We start from the raw sequence: 16,248 nt of genomic DNA, 5'->3' as shown, positions 1-16,248 counted from the left end.
GCATCTACTTAACATAATGTACATTATCGGCGCACTGGAAACAGTCCAGGGGAGGGCTGTCAGGGCTGCTGGGCCGGCGGTTTGGTCGTGGGTTCGGCGTCCTGCTCCTGCCCGGTCGTGACGGACCAGCTGGCGAGCAGCTTCAGGCCGTCCGCACTGGCGGTTCCCGCTGACCATGGTCGAGATCCACGAGGTCGAGGACAGCACCGTGCGCAAGATCGACGTCTACACGAAGAACCCACACGAGCTCGCCGCGTTCTACGTGCGCCGATGCGGGTACCCGTTGACGCGGTTCAGCGCAGACGTTCGAGTTCCCGCGCCGAGTGCGCGAGCTCCAGCGCCATCCGCCGCAGTTCCTCAGACGCCGCACCGTCGTCGGCGGCGGTCACGACGTCCTCGGCGGCGCACCGAAGCTGGAACAGCCGGTCCTGCAGCGCCGCCAGCTCCGTGTCCGACAGGATCACCGCGTCGTCCGGCAGGCCGCTGCGCTGTACAGCGGTCCGCCGCTCGTACGCCCGCTGCCGGCACGACTGCGCGCAGTATCGCCGCCGGCGTCCCTTGCCGGCGGCGATCTCCAGCCGGCGCCCGCACCAGCCACAGTGTTGCGGCGCGAGATTGCGCGGGATGCCCGCCAGCAGGTCGACCGTCTTGCTCACGCGCACGACCCTAACCGGCCACCGATCGCTCACGCGGCGGCCACGCCGATGCCGCAGACTGGTCGCGTGCAGAGCACTCACCCGTACCTCACCGGCGCCTTCCCCCGAGCGTTCGCCCACCGCGGCTGGCATCGGGACGAGCTCGACGGGATGGAGAACTCGCTGTCCTCGTTCCGCCGCGCCGTCGCGGAGGGCTACCAGTACGTGGAGACCGACGTGCACGCGACGTCCGACGGGGTCGTCGTGGTGTGCCACGACGGGTCGCTCGACCGCACCACCGACGGGCACGGGGCGATCGCCGCGCAGCCCTGGTCGGTGGTCAAGGACGCCAAGGTCGGCGGGCGCGAGCCGATCGCCCGGCTCGAGGACGTGCTGGAGGAGCTGCCGGAGGCCCGGTTCAACGTCGACGTGAAGGCCAACAGCGCCACGGTCCCCTTCGTCGAGCTGATCGAACGGATGGGCGCGCACGACCGCGTCGCGGCCGCGTCGTTCTCCGACGCCCGGCTCGCCCGGATCCGCCGGCTCGCCGGGCCGAAGATGCTCACCGCGATGGGCCCCCGCTCGGTCACGGCGCTGTGGGCCAACGGCTGGGCTCCCTGGCTCCCCTTGGGTTTCGCGCACCAGGGCGCGATGGCGCAGGTGCCGGTGCGGCAGGGCCCGCTGACCGTCGTCGACCGCTCGTTCCTGCGCATCGCCGGGCGGGCCGGGGTCGAGGTGCACGTCTGGACGATCAACGACGAGGCCGAGATGCGCCGGCTGCTGGACCTCGGCGTGCACGGCATCGTCACCGACCGGCCGGACCTGCTGCGCGACGTCCTGCGCGACCGCGGCGAATGGGGTTAGCGCGGCGGTTTGCCGTCCCAGGCGGCTTTCCACGTCTTCGGGCCTAGCCGCCCGGAGTCGTTGATGGCGTTCGCGCGCTGCAGGTCGAGCACGGCCTGCTGGGTCTTCTGGTAGTAGCAGCCGGTGCCCTCGAAGCCGTAGCCGAAAGCGTTCATCCGTAGCTGGAAGGTCCGCAGCGCCGGGGCGCAGTCGCCGTACGCGTAGACCAGACCGGGCCACGCCGGCCGGACCGCCGCCGAAACCGGAGGTGGCGTGGGTGCGGGCGCCGGGCCGCCGCCGATGTAGGCCGCCTCGGCGTAGCTCGGGATCCGCTTGCTGCGGGCGTCCCCGTCGGCGCTCAGGCCGAGCATGCCCGCGCATTCCCACGGCTGCCAGCCGCGCATCCGGTACAGGTACAGCGCGCGGTAGTCCTGCTCCGCGCGGCTGGCCTGGTCGGGGCGGCCCGTGCCGCCGACGCTGCGCCACGTGGGCAGGTCGAACTGGTAGGCGCCGTAGTAGCCGGTGCCGGTGTTGACGGTGTAGCGGTTGCTGGACTCGCACATGCGCAGCTTCAGCCAGGTCGACGCGGCGGGGTCGGCGGACGCGGCCGTACTGGTGAGCAACTGGAGGGTGCCCGCGACGAGCGCGATCAGGAGAACTCGGACGCCCGCCCGTCTGTATCGGTGCTTCGTCATGCCAGCACAGTAAGTTTCCGCACCATAAGCCACAACTGTCACATCAAACCCATCAGAATCACACAGACCACGCTTCACTGGGCTGAGCGACACGCCAGATGGTGCCGAGAACAGCCGGTCGGCGCGGGAAAACAGCTGGACCTCGCGGCACACTGGTTCATCGGCACGCTCGGTGTTGATCTCCGCTCAATTCACCCGAACAGGCGAGAGCTAGGGTCGGGCATCGTGACCTCGTCCTTCACCGAAGATCCCACCGACGCCCTGTCCCCCGTCCCGGGCACCCGGCGGCCACCGGTCCGCGGTCTGCTCCGGTTCTGCTACGGCCCGATGGACTGCGGGAAGTCGACGCTCGCGCTGCAGATCGACCACAACCACGCTCGCCAGGGCCGGCGCGGGCTGCTGCTCGTCAGGCACGACCGGTCCGGCGCGCCGCAGATCACCAGCCGCATCGGCATCACCCGCAAGGCACTCGAAGTCGGCGCGGACACCGATCTCCGGCAGCTGATCCGGCACCAGTGGGAGGCCGGCCAGCACGTGGACTACCTGGTGGTCGACGAGGCGCAGTTCCTCTCCCCCGCGCAGGTCGAGCAGCTCGCGGAGCTGGCCGACGAAGTCCGCCTCGATGTGTACTGCTTCGGTATCGCGACGGACTTCCAGAGCCACCTGTTCCCCGGTGCCCGGCGGCTGTTCGAGCTGGCCGACGAACTGCAGCCGGTGCAGGTGGACGTGCTGTGCTGGTGTGGCGCGCCGGGCCGGTTCAACGCGCGGGTCCGGGACGGCGAGGTGCTGCGGGAGGGCGACACGGTGGTGGTCGCGGACATCGTTGAAGCTGCAACATCATCACCGGTGAAGCCTGATTTCACTACGTTGCGTTACCAAGTACTGTGCCGTCGCCACTTCCGTCTCGGCGATCTCGGCCCGGCCTCCGAGCAGCGGGGCCAGCTGCGCCTGACGTGACGCACGCCCCTTCCGCTTTTGCCGTCACCCAATAGCCCGACTGGGGGATAATCGCAGAAAGAACGGCTAAAGCGCGTCACTTAGCGGCGCGAACGGTGTCCCCCTGGTGGAAGCTGTTGTGGAGGGGTGAGCCCCGCTCATCGTGAGCGACACCATGGCCCGCCGGGAATTCGCGGTGGGCGGGGGTCGTTGCATAGGGTGAGCAACACCCTGGCTCTTAACCATCGGAGCCGACTGAAAGGACGTCATCATGGCCGACCGTGTACTCCGTGGAAGCCGGCTGGGAGCGGTCAGCTACGAGACCGACCGGAACCACGATCTCGCCCCGCGTCGCACGGTGCGGTACGCGTGCCCGAAGAACCACGAGTTCGAGGTGCCCTTCTCCGACGACGCGGAGATCCCGTCCGTGTGGGAGTGCCGCCTGCACGGCAGCGAGTCCGAGATCGTCAACGGCGGACAGCCCGAGCAGAAGAAGGTCAAGCCGCCGCGTACGCACTGGGACATGCTGCTCGAGCGGCGTTCGATCCCGGAGCTCGAGGATCTGCTGAACGAACGTCTGGCCGAGCTCAAGGGCCGCCGGACGTCCCGCTCGGCGTAGCTGGCTCACGCCACCGAAACGAACAGGCCCCCGCGTCCTCCCGCCGCGGGGGCCTGTCGTATGTCCGGGCTCGTCAGGTGGTGACCGCGGGCAGTTTCGCCTCGATCCGCGGAGCGAGCTCGTCGAGGCCGTCGCAGAGGTTCTGCTGCGTGGGCCGGACGCCGGAGATGCCGAGGTATTCCGAAAGCTTCACCGTCGCGGCCGAGGTCGTGTCGACGGCGAAGAGCAGGCCACACTTGACGTCGGTGCCCGGTGTCGTGTCCCGCCAGACCCGGCGGCCGTTGACGGGTGGCCGCTCGGAGATCAGCTCGCCGGACGACGAAGTGAGGGTCTTCACTTCCTCGTCGGCGGATCTGTCGAGGAGCGTCAAGGTCAGTGCGGTGCTCGCCTGCTTGAAGAACTTGCTGCCCTGCCACAGGCAGCCTGGCGGCGAGGCCATCGGCATCGGGTCATGGAGCTCGTAGTCCTTCAGCTCGTCGCCGGTGAAGAAGGCACACGGGCTGATCTCGCTTGTGGCAGCAGGCCGCGGTGCCGGACTGGCCGGCGCGGACGCGCCGGACGAGCAGGCGGTGAGCACGCCGCACACCGCCGCGACACCCGTGACCAGCGGACCCCAACGTTTCGTCATGTTCCCCCCCCAGCCAGCGCGGTTAGCCGCGGCGCAGGAGGCGGCGGAGCTGGCCGAGGCGGTGCTGAACACCCCAGATGCCGACCCGGATCATCGCCTCGCGGATGATCGAGCCGCTCATCTTCGACTCGCCGATCTCGCGCTCGGTGAACGTGATCGGCACCTCGACGATCTCGAAGCCGGTCCGCAGGGTGCGCCACGCGAGGTCGATCTGGAAGCAGTAGCCGGTGGACGCGATCTCGTCGAGCGGCAGCTTCTCCAGCACCGCGCGGCGGTAGGCACGGAAGCCGGCGGTGTACTCGGTGATCTTGCCGCCGAGCGCGAGCCGTGAGTACAGGTTCGCCCCGCGCGAGAGGTACTCCCGCCGCTTGGGCCAGTTGACGACGCTGCCACCGGGCACGTACCGCGAGCCGAGCACCAGGTCGGCGTCCTCGAGCGCGGCGAGCATCCGCGGCAGGTCCTCGGGCGCGTGCGAGCCGTCCGCGTCCATCTCCACGATCGTCGCGTAGTCGCGTTCCAGCCCCCACCGGAACCCCGCGATGTAGGCCGCACCCAGGCCTGCCTTTTCGGTGCGGTGCATGACGTGAACCCGCTTGTCGTCGGCGGCCAGCTTGTCGGCGAGCTCACCGGTCCCGTCGGGGCTCCCGTCGTCGACGACGAGCGCGTGCGCCGCGGGCAGGCTTTCGTGCAGCCTGCGCATGATCGGCGCGAGGTTGTCGCGCTCGTTGTAGGTCGGGATCACCACCAGAACCGGCTCGATCGGCTGTGCTGCCCGTGGCGCCTGCGCCATCCGTGTCCTCCCTCGGCGGGAGTCCTCATCCCGCCACGGTTGCTCGCGTGTCCTCGGCGCCGGGGCGCCTGGCGCGCAACCGGAGCACGAGGCCGGTGAGCACCGCGGCCAGCGCGGCCCCGACCTGGCCGTACTCCGTCCACGCACCGAGTCGATCCGACAGCGTAGTCGTGTCCCGTAACGGCACGCGCCCGACCAGGGATGCGGCGGTGAATTCGCTGGTCGACTGCTGAATCGTGCCATCGGGCTCGACGATGGCGCTGATTCCGCTGGTGGCCGAGACCACCACGGCGCGGCCGTGTTCGACGGCGCGCAGCCGCGCGATCGCGAGCTGCTGGGAGCTCATCCCGCTCTTGCCGAACCAGGCGGTGTTGGTCGGCAGCACGATCAGCTGGGCGCCCTGGTTCACGCCGCCGCGGGCGACGTAGTCGTAGGCGATCTCGTAGCAGATCGGGGTGGCGACCTTGGTGCCCGCGACGTCGAGGACCGCGGGTGCGTCGCCGGGCGTCATGTCGTAGAAGCCGTTGAGGAAAGGCGTGACGAACTGGGCCACCGCGCGCGCCGGGATGTACTCGGAGAACGGCACGAGCGACTGCTTGGAGTACCGCTCCCCCGGGCCGGTCTTCGGGTCCCAGACGACGAGGCTGTTCTGTGTCTGGCCGGTGCCGTCGGCCCGGTAGACGGTGCCGATCAGGGTCGGCGCGCCGAGGTCGGCGACGGCCTGGTCGAGCATCGGGTCCGGCCCCCGCAGTTCGGTGACGCTCTCCGGCCAGATCACGAGGTCGGGTTTGGGCACCGCGCCGGTGCGGATCTGCTGGGCCAGCCGCTCGCTCTGGGCGAGGTGGTTCGCCCGGAGGGTGTCCTGTTCCTGCATGAGTTCGATGCCGACGTCGGGGGCGTTGCCCTGCACGGTCGCGACGGTGAGGCTGCCGGTCTCGGCGCCGGTGCCGATCGTCGGCCACAGCGCGAGCCCCGCGACGACCGGCACGATCACACCGGCCGCGGGCAGGATCGAGCCGCGCCACTCGCGGCGGCGCAGCCGGGCCACCAGTGACGGCACGGCGAATCCGGTCAGCACCACCGCGAACCCGACGAGCGGCGCGCCGCCGATCGAGGCGAGTGGCGTGAACGCGCCGTCGGGCTGGCTGAACGCGACCCGGCCCCAGGGGAACCCGCCGAACGGCCACCACGCGCGGGGTGTCTCGGTGGCGATGATGATCATGCTCATCCACACCGGGCCGCCGGGCAGGCGTGCGACGAGCGTGCCCAGCGCGGCGCCGATGCCGAGGTACGCGGCGAGCGCCACGGACAGGCCGAGCCACGGCCACGGCCCGAACTCGACGCCGAGGAAGTCCTGCAGCCACAACAGCAGCGGCAGGTAGAAGGCGAGGCCGAAGGCGAACCCGTAGCCCAGCCCGCCCCACAGCCGCCGCCCGCGCAGGGCGAACGCGAGCCCCGCAAACCCGATCGGCGCGAGCCACCACAGCGGGCGCGGCGCGAAGGACAGGTAGAACACGAACCCCGAGGCGATCGCGAGCGCGAGGCGCAGGAGCCACGGGCGCCAGGCCCGGCGGCGGCGTTTCTCAGAGGTTTCGGTCGCCGTGGACTCCGGCGCGGTTACGGCCACGATCCACAACTCTAAGCCGCGGATGTGAACGCGTCGTAGAGCACCTGCCCGCCGCGGACGGTGCGCAGGCAGGTCGGCAGCGGAATGTCCGGATCCAGCGGCGGCAGCGCGGGCACCCCGGAGCGCGGATCGGTCGACCACCGCTGCACGCGCGAGTCCGGCGCGGCGACGACGAGCTCGGCGGCGTCCCAGATCGCGTAGTGCGCGGGTGCGCCGGGCGCGAGGCTGCCGGTCATGCCGTCGTTGACGCCCGCCGCACGGTGGCCGCCGCGGGTGTGGGCGTTGAACGCGGCGCGTGCGGACAGGCCGGCGCCCGGGGTGTGGTGCCGGACGGCGGCGCGGACGGCGGCCCACGGATCGAGCGTGGTGACCGGGCTGTCCGAGCCGAACGCGAGCAGAACCCCTTGCGCGGCAAGGGTCGCGAACGGGTTCAGCCCGGCGGCCCGGTCGCCGAGACGCCGGGCGTACATGCCGTTCTCGCCGCCCCACAGAGCGTCGAACTGGGGCTGCATCGAGCCGGTCACGGCCCAGCCGGCGAGTTGCCCGGCCTGCTCGGGGGTGACCATCTCCAGGTGTTCGAGGCGGTGCTTGGCGCCGGCGAGCGCACGCTGGCCGACAGCCTTCTCGGCGAACTGGAAGCCGCGGACGACCTCGGCGACCCCGGCGTCGCCGATCACGTGGAAGCCCGCCTGGAGCCCGGCTTCGGTGCAGGCGGCGACATGCGCGGCGATGGTTTCGGCGTCGAGGTAGCGGGCGCCGGTGCTGTCGGGGCGGTCGGTGTAGGGCTCGTGCAGGGCGGCGGTGCGCGAGCCGAGGGCGCCATCGACGAACAGGTCTCCGGCCAGGCCGCGCAAGCCGTGCCGACGGGCGAGGTCGAACGCGCCGGTCTCGCCCCAGTAGCCGATCACCTCGGGCCGTCCGGGCTCGGCGGCGAGCCGCAGGAGGGCGGCGAGGTCGGCCTCGCCGGAGATGTCGGGCCCGGCGCATTCGTGGACGCTGACGATGCCGTTTTCGGCTGCCCGGCGTAGGAACGCGTCCTGTGCGCGGCGTCGCTGGTCGGGGGTGATCGCCGCTTGCATCGCGGTGCGGACGCGGTGGTGGGCGTCCCTGGTGAGCGGGCCGTCCTCGGTCCAGCCGTCGGATCCGGCGGTTTCGGGGGCGAGGTCGACCAGCGCGCTCGAGACCAGGGCCGAGTGCACGTCGACGCGGCTGAGGTAGACGGCGGCGCCGCCGGACGCGTCGTCGATGTCGGCGCGGCTCGGCAGTCGCGGATCGGCCCAGGCGGACTCGTCCCAGCCGTGCGCGATGAGCACCTCGCCGGGCCGGACCGCGGCGCGGACGGCGGCGAGCAGGTCGGCGGCGCCGCGCACGCCGGTGAGGTCGAGGCCCGCCAGGTGCAGGCCGGTGGCAGTGGCGTGGACGTGGGCGTCGACGAACCCGGGCGCGACGAACGCGCCGTCGAGTTCGACGATCTCGGCACCGGGGTGCAGGGCGCGGCCGGGGCCGTCCTGCCCGACCCAGACCACGGTGTCCCCGGCGACCGCCATCGCGGTCGCGTCGGGCGAGCTCGGGGAGTGGATCCGGCCGCCGACCAGAAGCGTCGTGTCGTTCACGTGTCGAGTCTGCCCCATGACATGCGACGGAAATATTTACGCGATATTGTCATGATTACCGAAGATTTTCACGAGATCATGCCGACAAGGAGTACAGATGACTGCGATCCAGGAAACTGTCTCACCTGCCGACACCCTGGGCCAGCCCTATGCGTACGCCCGGAAGGAGCTGGTCGAACCGGACTGGCGGCGCTTCCCCGGCTGGCGGGACGTCACCGAGGCGCAATGGCGAGACGCGCAGTGGCAGCGGGTGCACTGCCTGCGCAACATCAAACAGCTGCGCGCGGTCCTCGGGGATCTCGTGGGCGAGCGGTTCTTCGAGGATCTGGCCGCCGACCAGCGGGAGCTGGCGACCATGTCGATGCTGCTGCCGCCGCAGATGCTCAACACGATGTCGGTCGACTCGACGGACGCGTTCTACGCCGACCCGGTCCGCCGGTACATGCTGCCGGTGCGCAGCGATCGCGACCCGCGGTGGCCCAGTCACCCGCATTCGGCGCGGGATTCGTTGCACGAGGCGGAGATGTGGGTGGTCGAGGGGCTCACCCACCGCTACCCCACCAAGGTGCTGGCCGAGCTGCTGTCCACCTGCCCGCAGTACTGCGGGCACTGCACCCGGATGGACCTGGTCGGGAACTCCACCGAGCAGGTCGCCAAGCACAAGCTGGAGCTGAAGCCCGTCGACCGGCAGGACGCGATGATCGGCTACCTGCGGCGGACGCCGGGTGTGCGGGACGTCGTGGTTTCCGGCGGCGACGTGGCGAACGTGCCGTGGCACCAGCTCGAGTCGTTCCTGATGCGGCTGCTCGACATCGAGACGGTCCGCGACATCCGGCTGGCGACGAAGGCGCTCGCCGGGCTGCCGCAGCACTGGTTGCAGCCGAAGATCGTCGAGGGCCTGGCACGGGTCGCGGGCACCGCGCGGCGGCGCGGGGTGAACCTCGCGATCCACACCCACGTCAACCACGCCCAGTCGGTCACCCCGCTGGTGGCGCAGGCGGCGCGCACCGCGCTGGAGGTCGGGGTGCGGGACGTGCGGAACCAGGGCGTGCTGATGCGCGGCGTCAACGCGACCCCGGCGGAGCTGCTGGACCTGTGTTTCGCCTTGCAGGGCGAGGCGAACATCCTGCCGTACTACTTCTACATGTGCGACATGATCCCGAACGCCGAGCACTGGCGGGTCGCGGTCTGGCAGGCACAGGAGCTACAGCACGCGATCATGGGCTATCTGCCAGGTTACGCGACCCCGCGCATCGTGTGCGACGTGCCCTATGTCGGCAAGCGGTGGGTGCACCAGCTCGCCGAGTACGACCGCGAGCGCGGCATCTCCTACTGGACGAAGAACTACCGCACCGGCATCGAGCACGAGGACCCGGACGCGCTGGCGCGCCGCTACCCGTACTACGACCCGATCGCGACCCTGCCGGAGGCCGGCCGGCGCTGGTGGGACCGGCAGCCCCGCTGATCGCCGTCCCGCAGGCTGGGCGGATGTGGCGGGAAACCGAGCGCGGCCGAGCCCGGCTGGCCTATCGTGTCGCCTGGGGGGTAACGGATGACGGAGCGGGTTCTGATCATCGGTGGGGGCATTGCGGGCGCCGCCACCGCGCTGGCGTTGCGGCGCGCGGGTTTCGACCCGGTGGTCTACGAGGGGCATCCGGACAGCGGGGAGGACATCGGGGCGTTCCTGACCCTGGCCTCGGGCGGCATGGCGGCACTGGCCCAGCTCGGCGCCGCCAAAGCGGTCGGTCGGGCCGGATTTCCCTTGCGTACCTTGGAGTTCGCGGGCCAGGTGCGGGAGCTGACCGACTACCGGTGCCTGCGCCGCGCGGAGCTGAGCCGGGTGCTGCAGGCCGAGGTGGAGCGCCGGGGAATCCCGCTGCACCACGGGAAACGGCTCGCGTCGGCGACCGAGGACGCCGACGGGGTGACGGCCCGGTTCACCGACAGCGGGATCGCCCGCGGGGACCTGCTGATCGGCGCGGACGGGCTCAACTCCACGGTGCGCACGCTGGTCTCGCCCGGCACGCAGCCGCGGTACGCCGGGCAGCAGGTGTTCTACGGCTACAGCACGCAGTCCCGGCCGCCGTGCGAGCAGGCGCGGATCGTGATGGTGCGGGGCTCGGTCGCGTTCGGCTTCACCGTCTCCCCCGGCGGCGAGACGTACTGGTTCGCGCGCGTGGACGGCGACGAGCTGCCGGCCGCGGCGGGACCCGATCCGCGCTGGCGCGAGCAGCTGCTTTCGTTGGTACGCAACGACGACACGCCGTGTGCGGACATCGTCGCCGCCACCCGGGGTCCGGTACTGGCCACGAACGCGCGCGACCTGGCGGACGTGCCGCGGTGGCGCACCGACCGGATGCTGCTGATCGGTGACGCCGCGCATGCCGCCTCGCCCGCGACCGGGCAGGGCGCGTCGATGGCCTTGGAGGATGCCGTCGTGCTCGGGAAAGCCATGCGGGACACGGCGAATCCGCTGGAGGTCTACGAGCAGCTGCGCCGGCCGCGCGTCGAGCACAACACGCTGTCGAGCGCCCGGATCTCCGCCCACCAGCCCCCGATGCAAGACCCGCCACCGGTGTCCGTGCAGGAGCTGGCACGCCAGCTGGACTGGTCCGCGCGGCTGGCGTTGTCCGCCGCGGAGTGAGAAGAAGAGGATCATGTCCCTGTCCCCCGACTGCGCGTCCTGTTTCGGGCTGTGCTGCGTGGCCCTGCCGTTCGCGGCGTCCGCCGATTTCGCGCTCGACAAGCCCGCGGGCACACCGTGCGTGAACCTCCGGCAGGACTTCCGGTGCGGGATCCACAGCCGGCTGCGTGAGCGGGGTTTCGCCGGGTGCACGGTGTTCGACTGTTTCGGCGCGGGGCAGCAGGTCTCGCAGGTCACCTTCGGCGGGCGGGATTGGCGCCAGGATCCGGAAACCGCCCGGCGGATGTTCGCGGTGTTCCCGGTCATGCGTGCGCTGCACGAGCTGCTCCGCTACCTGACCGACGCGCTCGCGTTGCCGGCAGCGGAGCCGATCCGGGCCGAGCTGCGGTACGCCGCCGATGATATCGAAACCCTGACCGCGCAAGGCCCGGACGACCTGCTGACGGTGGACGTCGAGGACCTGCGGCGGGAGGTCAACGAGTTGCTGCTGCGGGCGAGTGAGCTGGCCAGGGCGCGCGTCCCGGGGCAGCAGAACCACCGCGGCGCCGATCTCATCGGGGCCAAGCTCGCCGGTGCCCGGCTGCGCGGCGCGTCGTTGCGCGGTGCCTACCTCATCGGCGCGGACCTGCGGAACGCCGATCTGCGGGACGCGGACGTCATCGGCGCCGACTTCCGGGGTGCCGACCTGCGCGGGGCGGACCTCACCGGGAGTCTTTTCCTTACCCAGTCCCAGATCACCGCGGCCAACGGGGACGCGGCGACCCGGCTGTCTCCCCCGCTCACGCGTCCCGCGCACTGGGCTTCCGCAGGAACTTCTTCAGCCGGGTGAGCGGCCAGGTGTTGATCACGTCGTCCGCGGTGAGCCAGCCGCGCTGCGCCGTGCCGACGCCGTAACGGATCTGCGCCAGGTCGCGCGTCGAGTGCGCGTCGCTGTCGATCGAGAACTTCACCCCGTACCGCTTGGCGTGCAGGATGTGCTCGTCGCGCACGTCGAGCCGGTCGGGGAACGAGTTGACCTCCAGCGCGGTGCCGGTGCGGGCGCAGGCCCGGAACACCTCGTCGAAGTCGGCGTCGATCGGCGCGCGGTGCCCGATCTGGCGCCCGGTGAGGTGGCCGAGGATGTTGACGTGCGGGTTCTCGCAGGCGCGGACGAGCCGGCGGGTGGTGTCCGCGCGGGACTGGGTGAACGCCGAATGCACCGACGCGACACACATGTCGAAGCCGGCGAGGAACTCGGCCGGCCAGTCCACGTTGCCGTCCGGGTCGATGTTCAGCTCGGTGCCGTGCAACAACCGCATGCCGCGGTACTGGCGGTCCAGTTCGCGCACCCGTTCCCGCTGGGCGAGCATCTTCTCGTCGGTCATCCGCTGGATAACCAGATCCGGGGCGTGGTCGGTGATCGCGTAGTAGCTGTAGCCGCGGGCGGCCGCGGTCTGCAGCATCTCCTCCAGCGACGCGATCCCGTCGGTGAGGTTCGTGTGGGTGTGCAGGTCACCGCGCAAGTCCTGCTGCCGCACCAGATCCGGCAGTTCGCCGCGGAGCGCGGCCTCGATCTCGCCGCGGTCCTCGCGCAGCGGCGGCGGGATCCACGGCAGCCCGAGCCGCTCGTAGACCTCTTCCTCGGTGCGGGACACGATCAGCTCGCCGGATTCGACATCGAACAGGCCGTACTCGGACAGCTTCAGCTTGGCGTGCACGGCGATTTCGCGGGTACGGATGTTGTGTGCCTGCGAACCGGTGAAGTACTGCAGCGCCGCACCCCACGACTCCAGCGGCACCACCCGCAGGTCGACCTGCAGTCCCTTGGCGGTGCGGATGGAGGTCTTCTTCTCGCCGCTCACAATGACCTCGTCGACCAGGTCCAGCTCGCGGAAGGCCGCCATGATCGGTGCGGAGTCCTCGGCGGCGACGAGCACGTCGACGTCCCCGATCGTCTCGCGGAAGCGGCGCAGCGATCCCGCGCAGGCGCACCGTTCGCAACCATCCACTGTGGACAGACGGGTGACGATCTCCTCGGCCAGGTCCATCGCGACGTCGATCAGTACCCGGCCGCCGGACTGCCGCAGCAGGTCCACGCCGTGCAGGATGTTCTCCGCGGTCTTCGGCCCGAATCCCTTGAGCCCGTTCAGTTTCTCCTGCCCGATGGCGTCGACGAGCTGGTCGATCGAGGAGATGCCCAGCTCCTGGTACAGCAGCAGGGCTTTCTTCGGGCCGAGCGTCGGGATCTCGATCAGCTCGCGGACACCGGCCGGGATGCGCGCGCGGGACTCGTCGATGACGGCGATCCTGCCGTGTTCGAGGTACTCGGCGATCTTGTCGGCGATCGAGCGGCCGATACCGGGGATCGCGCGCAGCCGCTTCGGGTCGACGGCCGAGATGTCCTCGTGGTGGCCGGCAACCGCGCGGGCGGCCTTCTCGTAGGCGCGCGCCTTGAAGGCGTCGCCGCCGGTGATCGCGAGGAGGTCGGCGTACTCCCGCAGCAGCGCCTCGACCTGGTCGTTCGCCCTGGGCATGTCGTTCAGCCTAGGGAATCGGCGGGCTTCCCGCGCCGGGCGGCGCTCAGCGCGCCGCACTCCCTTCGGGCGCGGCCGGACTCAAGCCGGCGAGCGAGCGCAACCCGTCCTCGAGGGCGCCGGTGCTGTCGCAGTGGCGCGTCGCCGCTTCGGCCATCGCCTTCCAGCGTTCGGGTTTCGCGATGAGCCCACGCACCGCGTCACCCAGCTCGCCGTCGGTCTCGCACACGATCGCGAGCCCGGCCTCGGCCATCAGCCGCGCGTTCGCGCGGCCGTGCGCGGCGATCGGCCGGTGCATCAGGACCGGGCGGCCGCACGCGAGCGCCTCCAGGCCGGTGGCGCCGCCCGCGTTGGTGACCACGACGTCGGAGGCGATGGTGTAGGCGGCCATCTCGTCGGTCCAGCCGAGGACCCGCAGTCGTGGGTCGGCGTCGGCGAGGGGTTGCAGCCGCCGTTTCAGCTGCTCGTTGCGGCCGCACACCACCACGGGCGCGACGTCGGGATGCGCGCTCAGCAGTTCTCGCGCGGCGTCCTCGACACTGCCGAAACCCAGTGAGCCGCACGACACGAGCGCCACGAACGACTCCAGCGGCAGGCCGAGGTGCTGGCGGGCGGTCAGCCGGTCACCGGGCCGGAAGGTGGTGCGGACCGGCGGCGCGGATACCGCGACCTTCGCCTCGGGCACGCATTTCAGTGCCGGTGTCACGGCTTTCTCATGCATCACGAGGTTCAGGTCCAGGCCGGCGTAGACCCAGAACGGATGCGGCGCGAAGTCCGAGACCCACGCCCCGGTGGGCGCGTCCAGACGATGGTGACGGCGCAGCCATTCCAGCCCGGCCGAGCCGAGCGGGTACGTGGACAGCACCAGGTCCGGCGCGAACTCGCGGACCTTGCGACCCAGCAGCAAACCGACCCACACGGCGACGAACCGCTTCGAAGCGGTGGCGAACCACCGGTACTTCCAGAGCGCGTTATAGAAGAACTCGTACAGCCACGGCGTGCGCTGCACATTAGAGATGTAGATCCAGCGGAACAGCGGGCCGATGCCAAAACCCATCACGTCGAGCGTGTCGAGCCAGCCGACATTCGCCCCGGGCCACAGCCGCCCGACCGCGTCCTCCAGTGCGCGGCCGGTCGCGTTGTGTCCCTCACCCATGGCCGCCGAGACGACCAGCACCTTCTTCATGCGGTCCCTTCCGAAGCTTCCGAAGCGTCCAGCGGGGCGTCCTTGCCCGTAGCCGTCTGGTCGCGGGTGAGATGTTCCGCGCGGCTCGCCAGCAGCATGATGCCCACCAGGATCACCGCGCCCGCCATCGCCTCGCCGGCGAGCGCCGGGATCGTGCTGTTGGCGGTCTCCCCCAGCCACCACACCCCGATGGCGACCCCGACGAGCGGGTCGAGCACGGTCATCACGGCCAGCGCCGGGGTGAGGAACCGGCCCTGCTGGAAGGTGTTCTGGCTGAGCAGGAAACCCAGCGGCCCGATGATGCACACCAGGTACAGGGTCCAGTGCGTGAACGGCTGGGTGATGCCTTCGCGGGCCTCCCCGGCGACCGCTTTCATCAGGCCCGCGGTCACGCCGTACAGCACGCCGGTCGCGACGGCGAGGCCCAGCACCCGCACGGAACCGTGGAACAGCACGGCCACCACCAGCGCCACGATGGTCAGCGTCGCGAGCACGAACGCCAGCGGCAGCGGATGGGTCGCCGGCGAGAAACCCGTGGCGTCCCCGCTCGGCTGGGCGACCAGGAGGAACGCGGCCAGCCCGGCGACGCAGATCAGCGAACCGGTGACCATGACGCGGTCGAGCGGGCGGCGCTCGAGCCGCGAGGAGATGACGTTCGCGAACATCAGCGAGGTGATCAGCAGCGGCTGCACCACCAGCAGCGGGGCGAACGCCAGCGAGACCAGCTGCAGGGCGAGCCCCGCGCAGGTGGCGACCATGCCGATCAGCCACAGCGGCCGGTGCGCGAGCCCGCGCAGCAGACCGGGGTCCAGGATCCGGCTGACCGCCACCTCTTTGGTCGCGCGGGCCTGCGCTGCGCTCGCGAGCCCCATGCACGCCGCACCGACCAGCGCGGCCGGCACCGCGAGTAACAGCCAGGTGCCGCTCGCCGACACCATGCGCCCTCCCTCGGGAGTGGAGTGTGATGGGTGTTAAGTTCGCTGCCGACCTTACAGAATTTCAGCCGCCGCACAGGGCGGAAACGCGGGCGAGCAGTTGCGCGCCGCGGGCGAGGCAGTCGGCGCAGATCACGGATTCGCCCGGCAGGCGGCGCATTCGCGGCAACGGCCGGGCATGCCACAGGAGCGCGTGGCGCTCGTCCCGGTCGCAGAACTCACAGCGGATGCCGGGCGCGGTGACCAGCCGGGCGAGGTTCACCCCGAGGACGCGTTCCCGTCCGTCCCGGCACAGCTCCCGGCCCGCGTCGAGACAGTCCGGGCAGATCGGACCGAACGGCCCCGGCGCGCGATGCAGGCCCTCGGCGCCGGGCCGGTCGCAGAACCGGCAGAGCGCGGTCCGCGTGTTGAGCAGAAGCTCAGTCGTTTCAGCGGTTTCAGCCGTCTCTGTGGTCTTGGCGGTTTCGGTGATCCCCGTGACGTCGGTGAACTCGGTGATCTGGATGGCCTCGGCGGACATACCCCGTGTCCCTTCCCAGTCGCACTCACACTCCCACCGGCGGGTTCCCCCGGCGCGGACCGGC

Annotated in this window: 16 protein-coding genes; 6 read left to right on the top strand and 10 right to left on the bottom strand. The window is 70.8% G+C overall.

Annotation, left to right across the window (positions count from 1 at the left end; genetic code table 11):
* Positions 1 to 293 precede the first annotated feature (293 nt).
* A complete protein-coding gene (locus tag LOZ83_RS20455; protein WP_236792457.1) occupies positions 294 to 656 on the bottom strand; it encodes a hypothetical protein in 363 nt (120 codons plus the stop codon).
* A gap of 48 nt (positions 657 to 704) precedes the next feature.
* Between LOZ83_RS20455 and LOZ83_RS20450 the strand changes: the two genes are divergently transcribed.
* Entirely contained in the window at positions 705 to 1,499 is a 795-nt protein-coding gene (locus LOZ83_RS20450) for a glycerophosphodiester phosphodiesterase (protein WP_255824511.1), read from the top strand.
* Here LOZ83_RS20450 and LOZ83_RS20445 read toward each other — a convergent pair.
* Positions 1,496 to 2,173: a transglycosylase family protein gene (locus LOZ83_RS20445; RefSeq protein WP_236792455.1), complete on the bottom strand. Its 678-nt coding sequence runs from the start codon at positions 2,171 to 2,173 to the stop codon at positions 1,496 to 1,498. The genes LOZ83_RS20450 and LOZ83_RS20445 overlap by 4 nt on opposite strands.
* A 225-nt stretch (positions 2,174 to 2,398) precedes the next feature.
* On the opposite strand from LOZ83_RS20445, the gene LOZ83_RS20440 reads away from it, so the two are divergent.
* Both LOZ83_RS20440 and LOZ83_RS20435 read left to right on the top strand, forming a co-directional pair.
* Positions 2,399 to 3,130 (top strand): thymidine kinase, encoded by a 732-nt coding sequence (locus LOZ83_RS20440; RefSeq protein WP_308190252.1) that lies wholly within the window; start codon positions 2,399 to 2,401, stop codon positions 3,128 to 3,130.
* A 250-nt stretch (positions 3,131 to 3,380) separates the two neighbouring features.
* Positions 3,381 to 3,728: an RNA polymerase-binding protein RbpA gene (locus tag LOZ83_RS20435; RefSeq protein WP_139098457.1), complete on the top strand. Its 348-nt coding sequence runs from the start codon at positions 3,381 to 3,383 to the stop codon at positions 3,726 to 3,728.
* A 73-nt stretch (positions 3,729 to 3,801) separates the two neighbouring features.
* On the opposite strand, the gene LOZ83_RS20430 is transcribed toward LOZ83_RS20435, so the two are convergent.
* From LOZ83_RS20430 to LOZ83_RS20415, 4 genes are read right to left on the bottom strand one after another with little or no spacing between them, the layout of a single operon-like run.
* Positions 3,802 to 4,356, bottom strand: a complete 555-nt coding sequence (locus LOZ83_RS20430; protein ID WP_236792454.1) for a DUF3558 family protein — start codon at positions 4,354 to 4,356, stop codon at positions 3,802 to 3,804.
* A gap of 22 nt (positions 4,357 to 4,378) precedes the next feature.
* Complete coding sequence (locus LOZ83_RS20425) at positions 4,379 to 5,146, bottom strand: polyprenol monophosphomannose synthase (protein WP_236792453.1); 768 nt, start codon at positions 5,144 to 5,146, stop codon at positions 4,379 to 4,381.
* Between the two features lie 25 nt (positions 5,147 to 5,171).
* A complete protein-coding gene (lnt, locus tag LOZ83_RS20420) occupies positions 5,172 to 6,773 on the bottom strand; it encodes an apolipoprotein N-acyltransferase (protein WP_236792452.1) in 1,602 nt (533 codons plus the stop codon).
* 11 nt (positions 6,774 to 6,784) lie between these two features.
* Positions 6,785 to 8,404, bottom strand: a complete 1,620-nt coding sequence (locus tag LOZ83_RS20415) for an amidohydrolase (RefSeq protein ID WP_236792451.1) — start codon at positions 8,402 to 8,404, stop codon at positions 6,785 to 6,787.
* 79 nt (positions 8,405 to 8,483) lie between these two features.
* Between LOZ83_RS20415 and LOZ83_RS20410 the strand changes: the two genes are divergently transcribed.
* The 3 genes from LOZ83_RS20410 (at position 8,484) to LOZ83_RS20400 (ending at position 11,859) form a co-directional block, all read left to right on the top strand.
* The gene (locus LOZ83_RS20410; RefSeq protein ID WP_236792450.1) at positions 8,484 to 9,851 is read left to right on the top strand and encodes a KamA family radical SAM protein; all 1,368 of its coding nucleotides are present in this window, start codon (positions 8,484 to 8,486) and stop codon (positions 9,849 to 9,851) included.
* 87 nt (positions 9,852 to 9,938) lie between these two features.
* Positions 9,939 to 11,030, top strand: coding sequence for an NAD(P)/FAD-dependent oxidoreductase (locus tag LOZ83_RS20405; protein WP_236792449.1), 1,092 nt, complete (start codon positions 9,939 to 9,941; stop codon positions 11,028 to 11,030).
* A 13-nt stretch (positions 11,031 to 11,043) separates the two neighbouring features.
* The gene (locus tag LOZ83_RS20400; protein WP_236792448.1) at positions 11,044 to 11,859 is read left to right on the top strand and encodes a pentapeptide repeat-containing protein; all 816 of its coding nucleotides are present in this window, start codon (positions 11,044 to 11,046) and stop codon (positions 11,857 to 11,859) included.
* On the opposite strand, the gene polX is transcribed toward LOZ83_RS20400, so the two are convergent.
* From polX to LOZ83_RS20380, 4 genes are all read right to left on the bottom strand, one after another.
* The gene (polX, locus tag LOZ83_RS20395; RefSeq protein WP_236792447.1) at positions 11,810 to 13,543 is read right to left on the bottom strand and encodes a DNA polymerase/3'-5' exonuclease PolX; all 1,734 of its coding nucleotides are present in this window, start codon (positions 13,541 to 13,543) and stop codon (positions 11,810 to 11,812) included. The two genes, LOZ83_RS20400 and polX, sit on opposite strands and share 50 nt — an antisense overlap.
* 46 nt (positions 13,544 to 13,589) lie before the next feature.
* The gene (locus tag LOZ83_RS20390) at positions 13,590 to 14,729 is read right to left on the bottom strand and encodes a glycosyltransferase (RefSeq protein WP_236792446.1); all 1,140 of its coding nucleotides are present in this window, start codon (positions 14,727 to 14,729) and stop codon (positions 13,590 to 13,592) included.
* Positions 14,726 to 15,667 carry a DMT family transporter gene (locus LOZ83_RS20385; RefSeq protein WP_236792445.1) on the bottom strand — a complete coding sequence of 314 codons (942 nt, stop codon included), beginning with the start codon at positions 15,665 to 15,667 and terminating at the stop codon, positions 14,726 to 14,728. The genes LOZ83_RS20390 and LOZ83_RS20385 overlap by 4 nt, the downstream gene beginning before the upstream one ends.
* 61 nt (positions 15,668 to 15,728) lie before the next feature.
* The gene (locus LOZ83_RS20380) at positions 15,729 to 16,184 is read right to left on the bottom strand and encodes a hypothetical protein (RefSeq protein WP_236792444.1); all 456 of its coding nucleotides are present in this window, start codon (positions 16,182 to 16,184) and stop codon (positions 15,729 to 15,731) included.
* Between the last annotated feature and the right edge of the window lie 64 nt (positions 16,185 to 16,248).

The organism is Amycolatopsis sp. GM8, from assembly GCF_021653975.1.
Classification (GTDB): domain Bacteria; phylum Actinomycetota; class Actinomycetes; order Mycobacteriales; family Pseudonocardiaceae; genus Amycolatopsis_E.
Note: the sequence above shows the minus strand (reverse complement) of the source record. Positions and strands in the feature narration are given on the sequence as shown.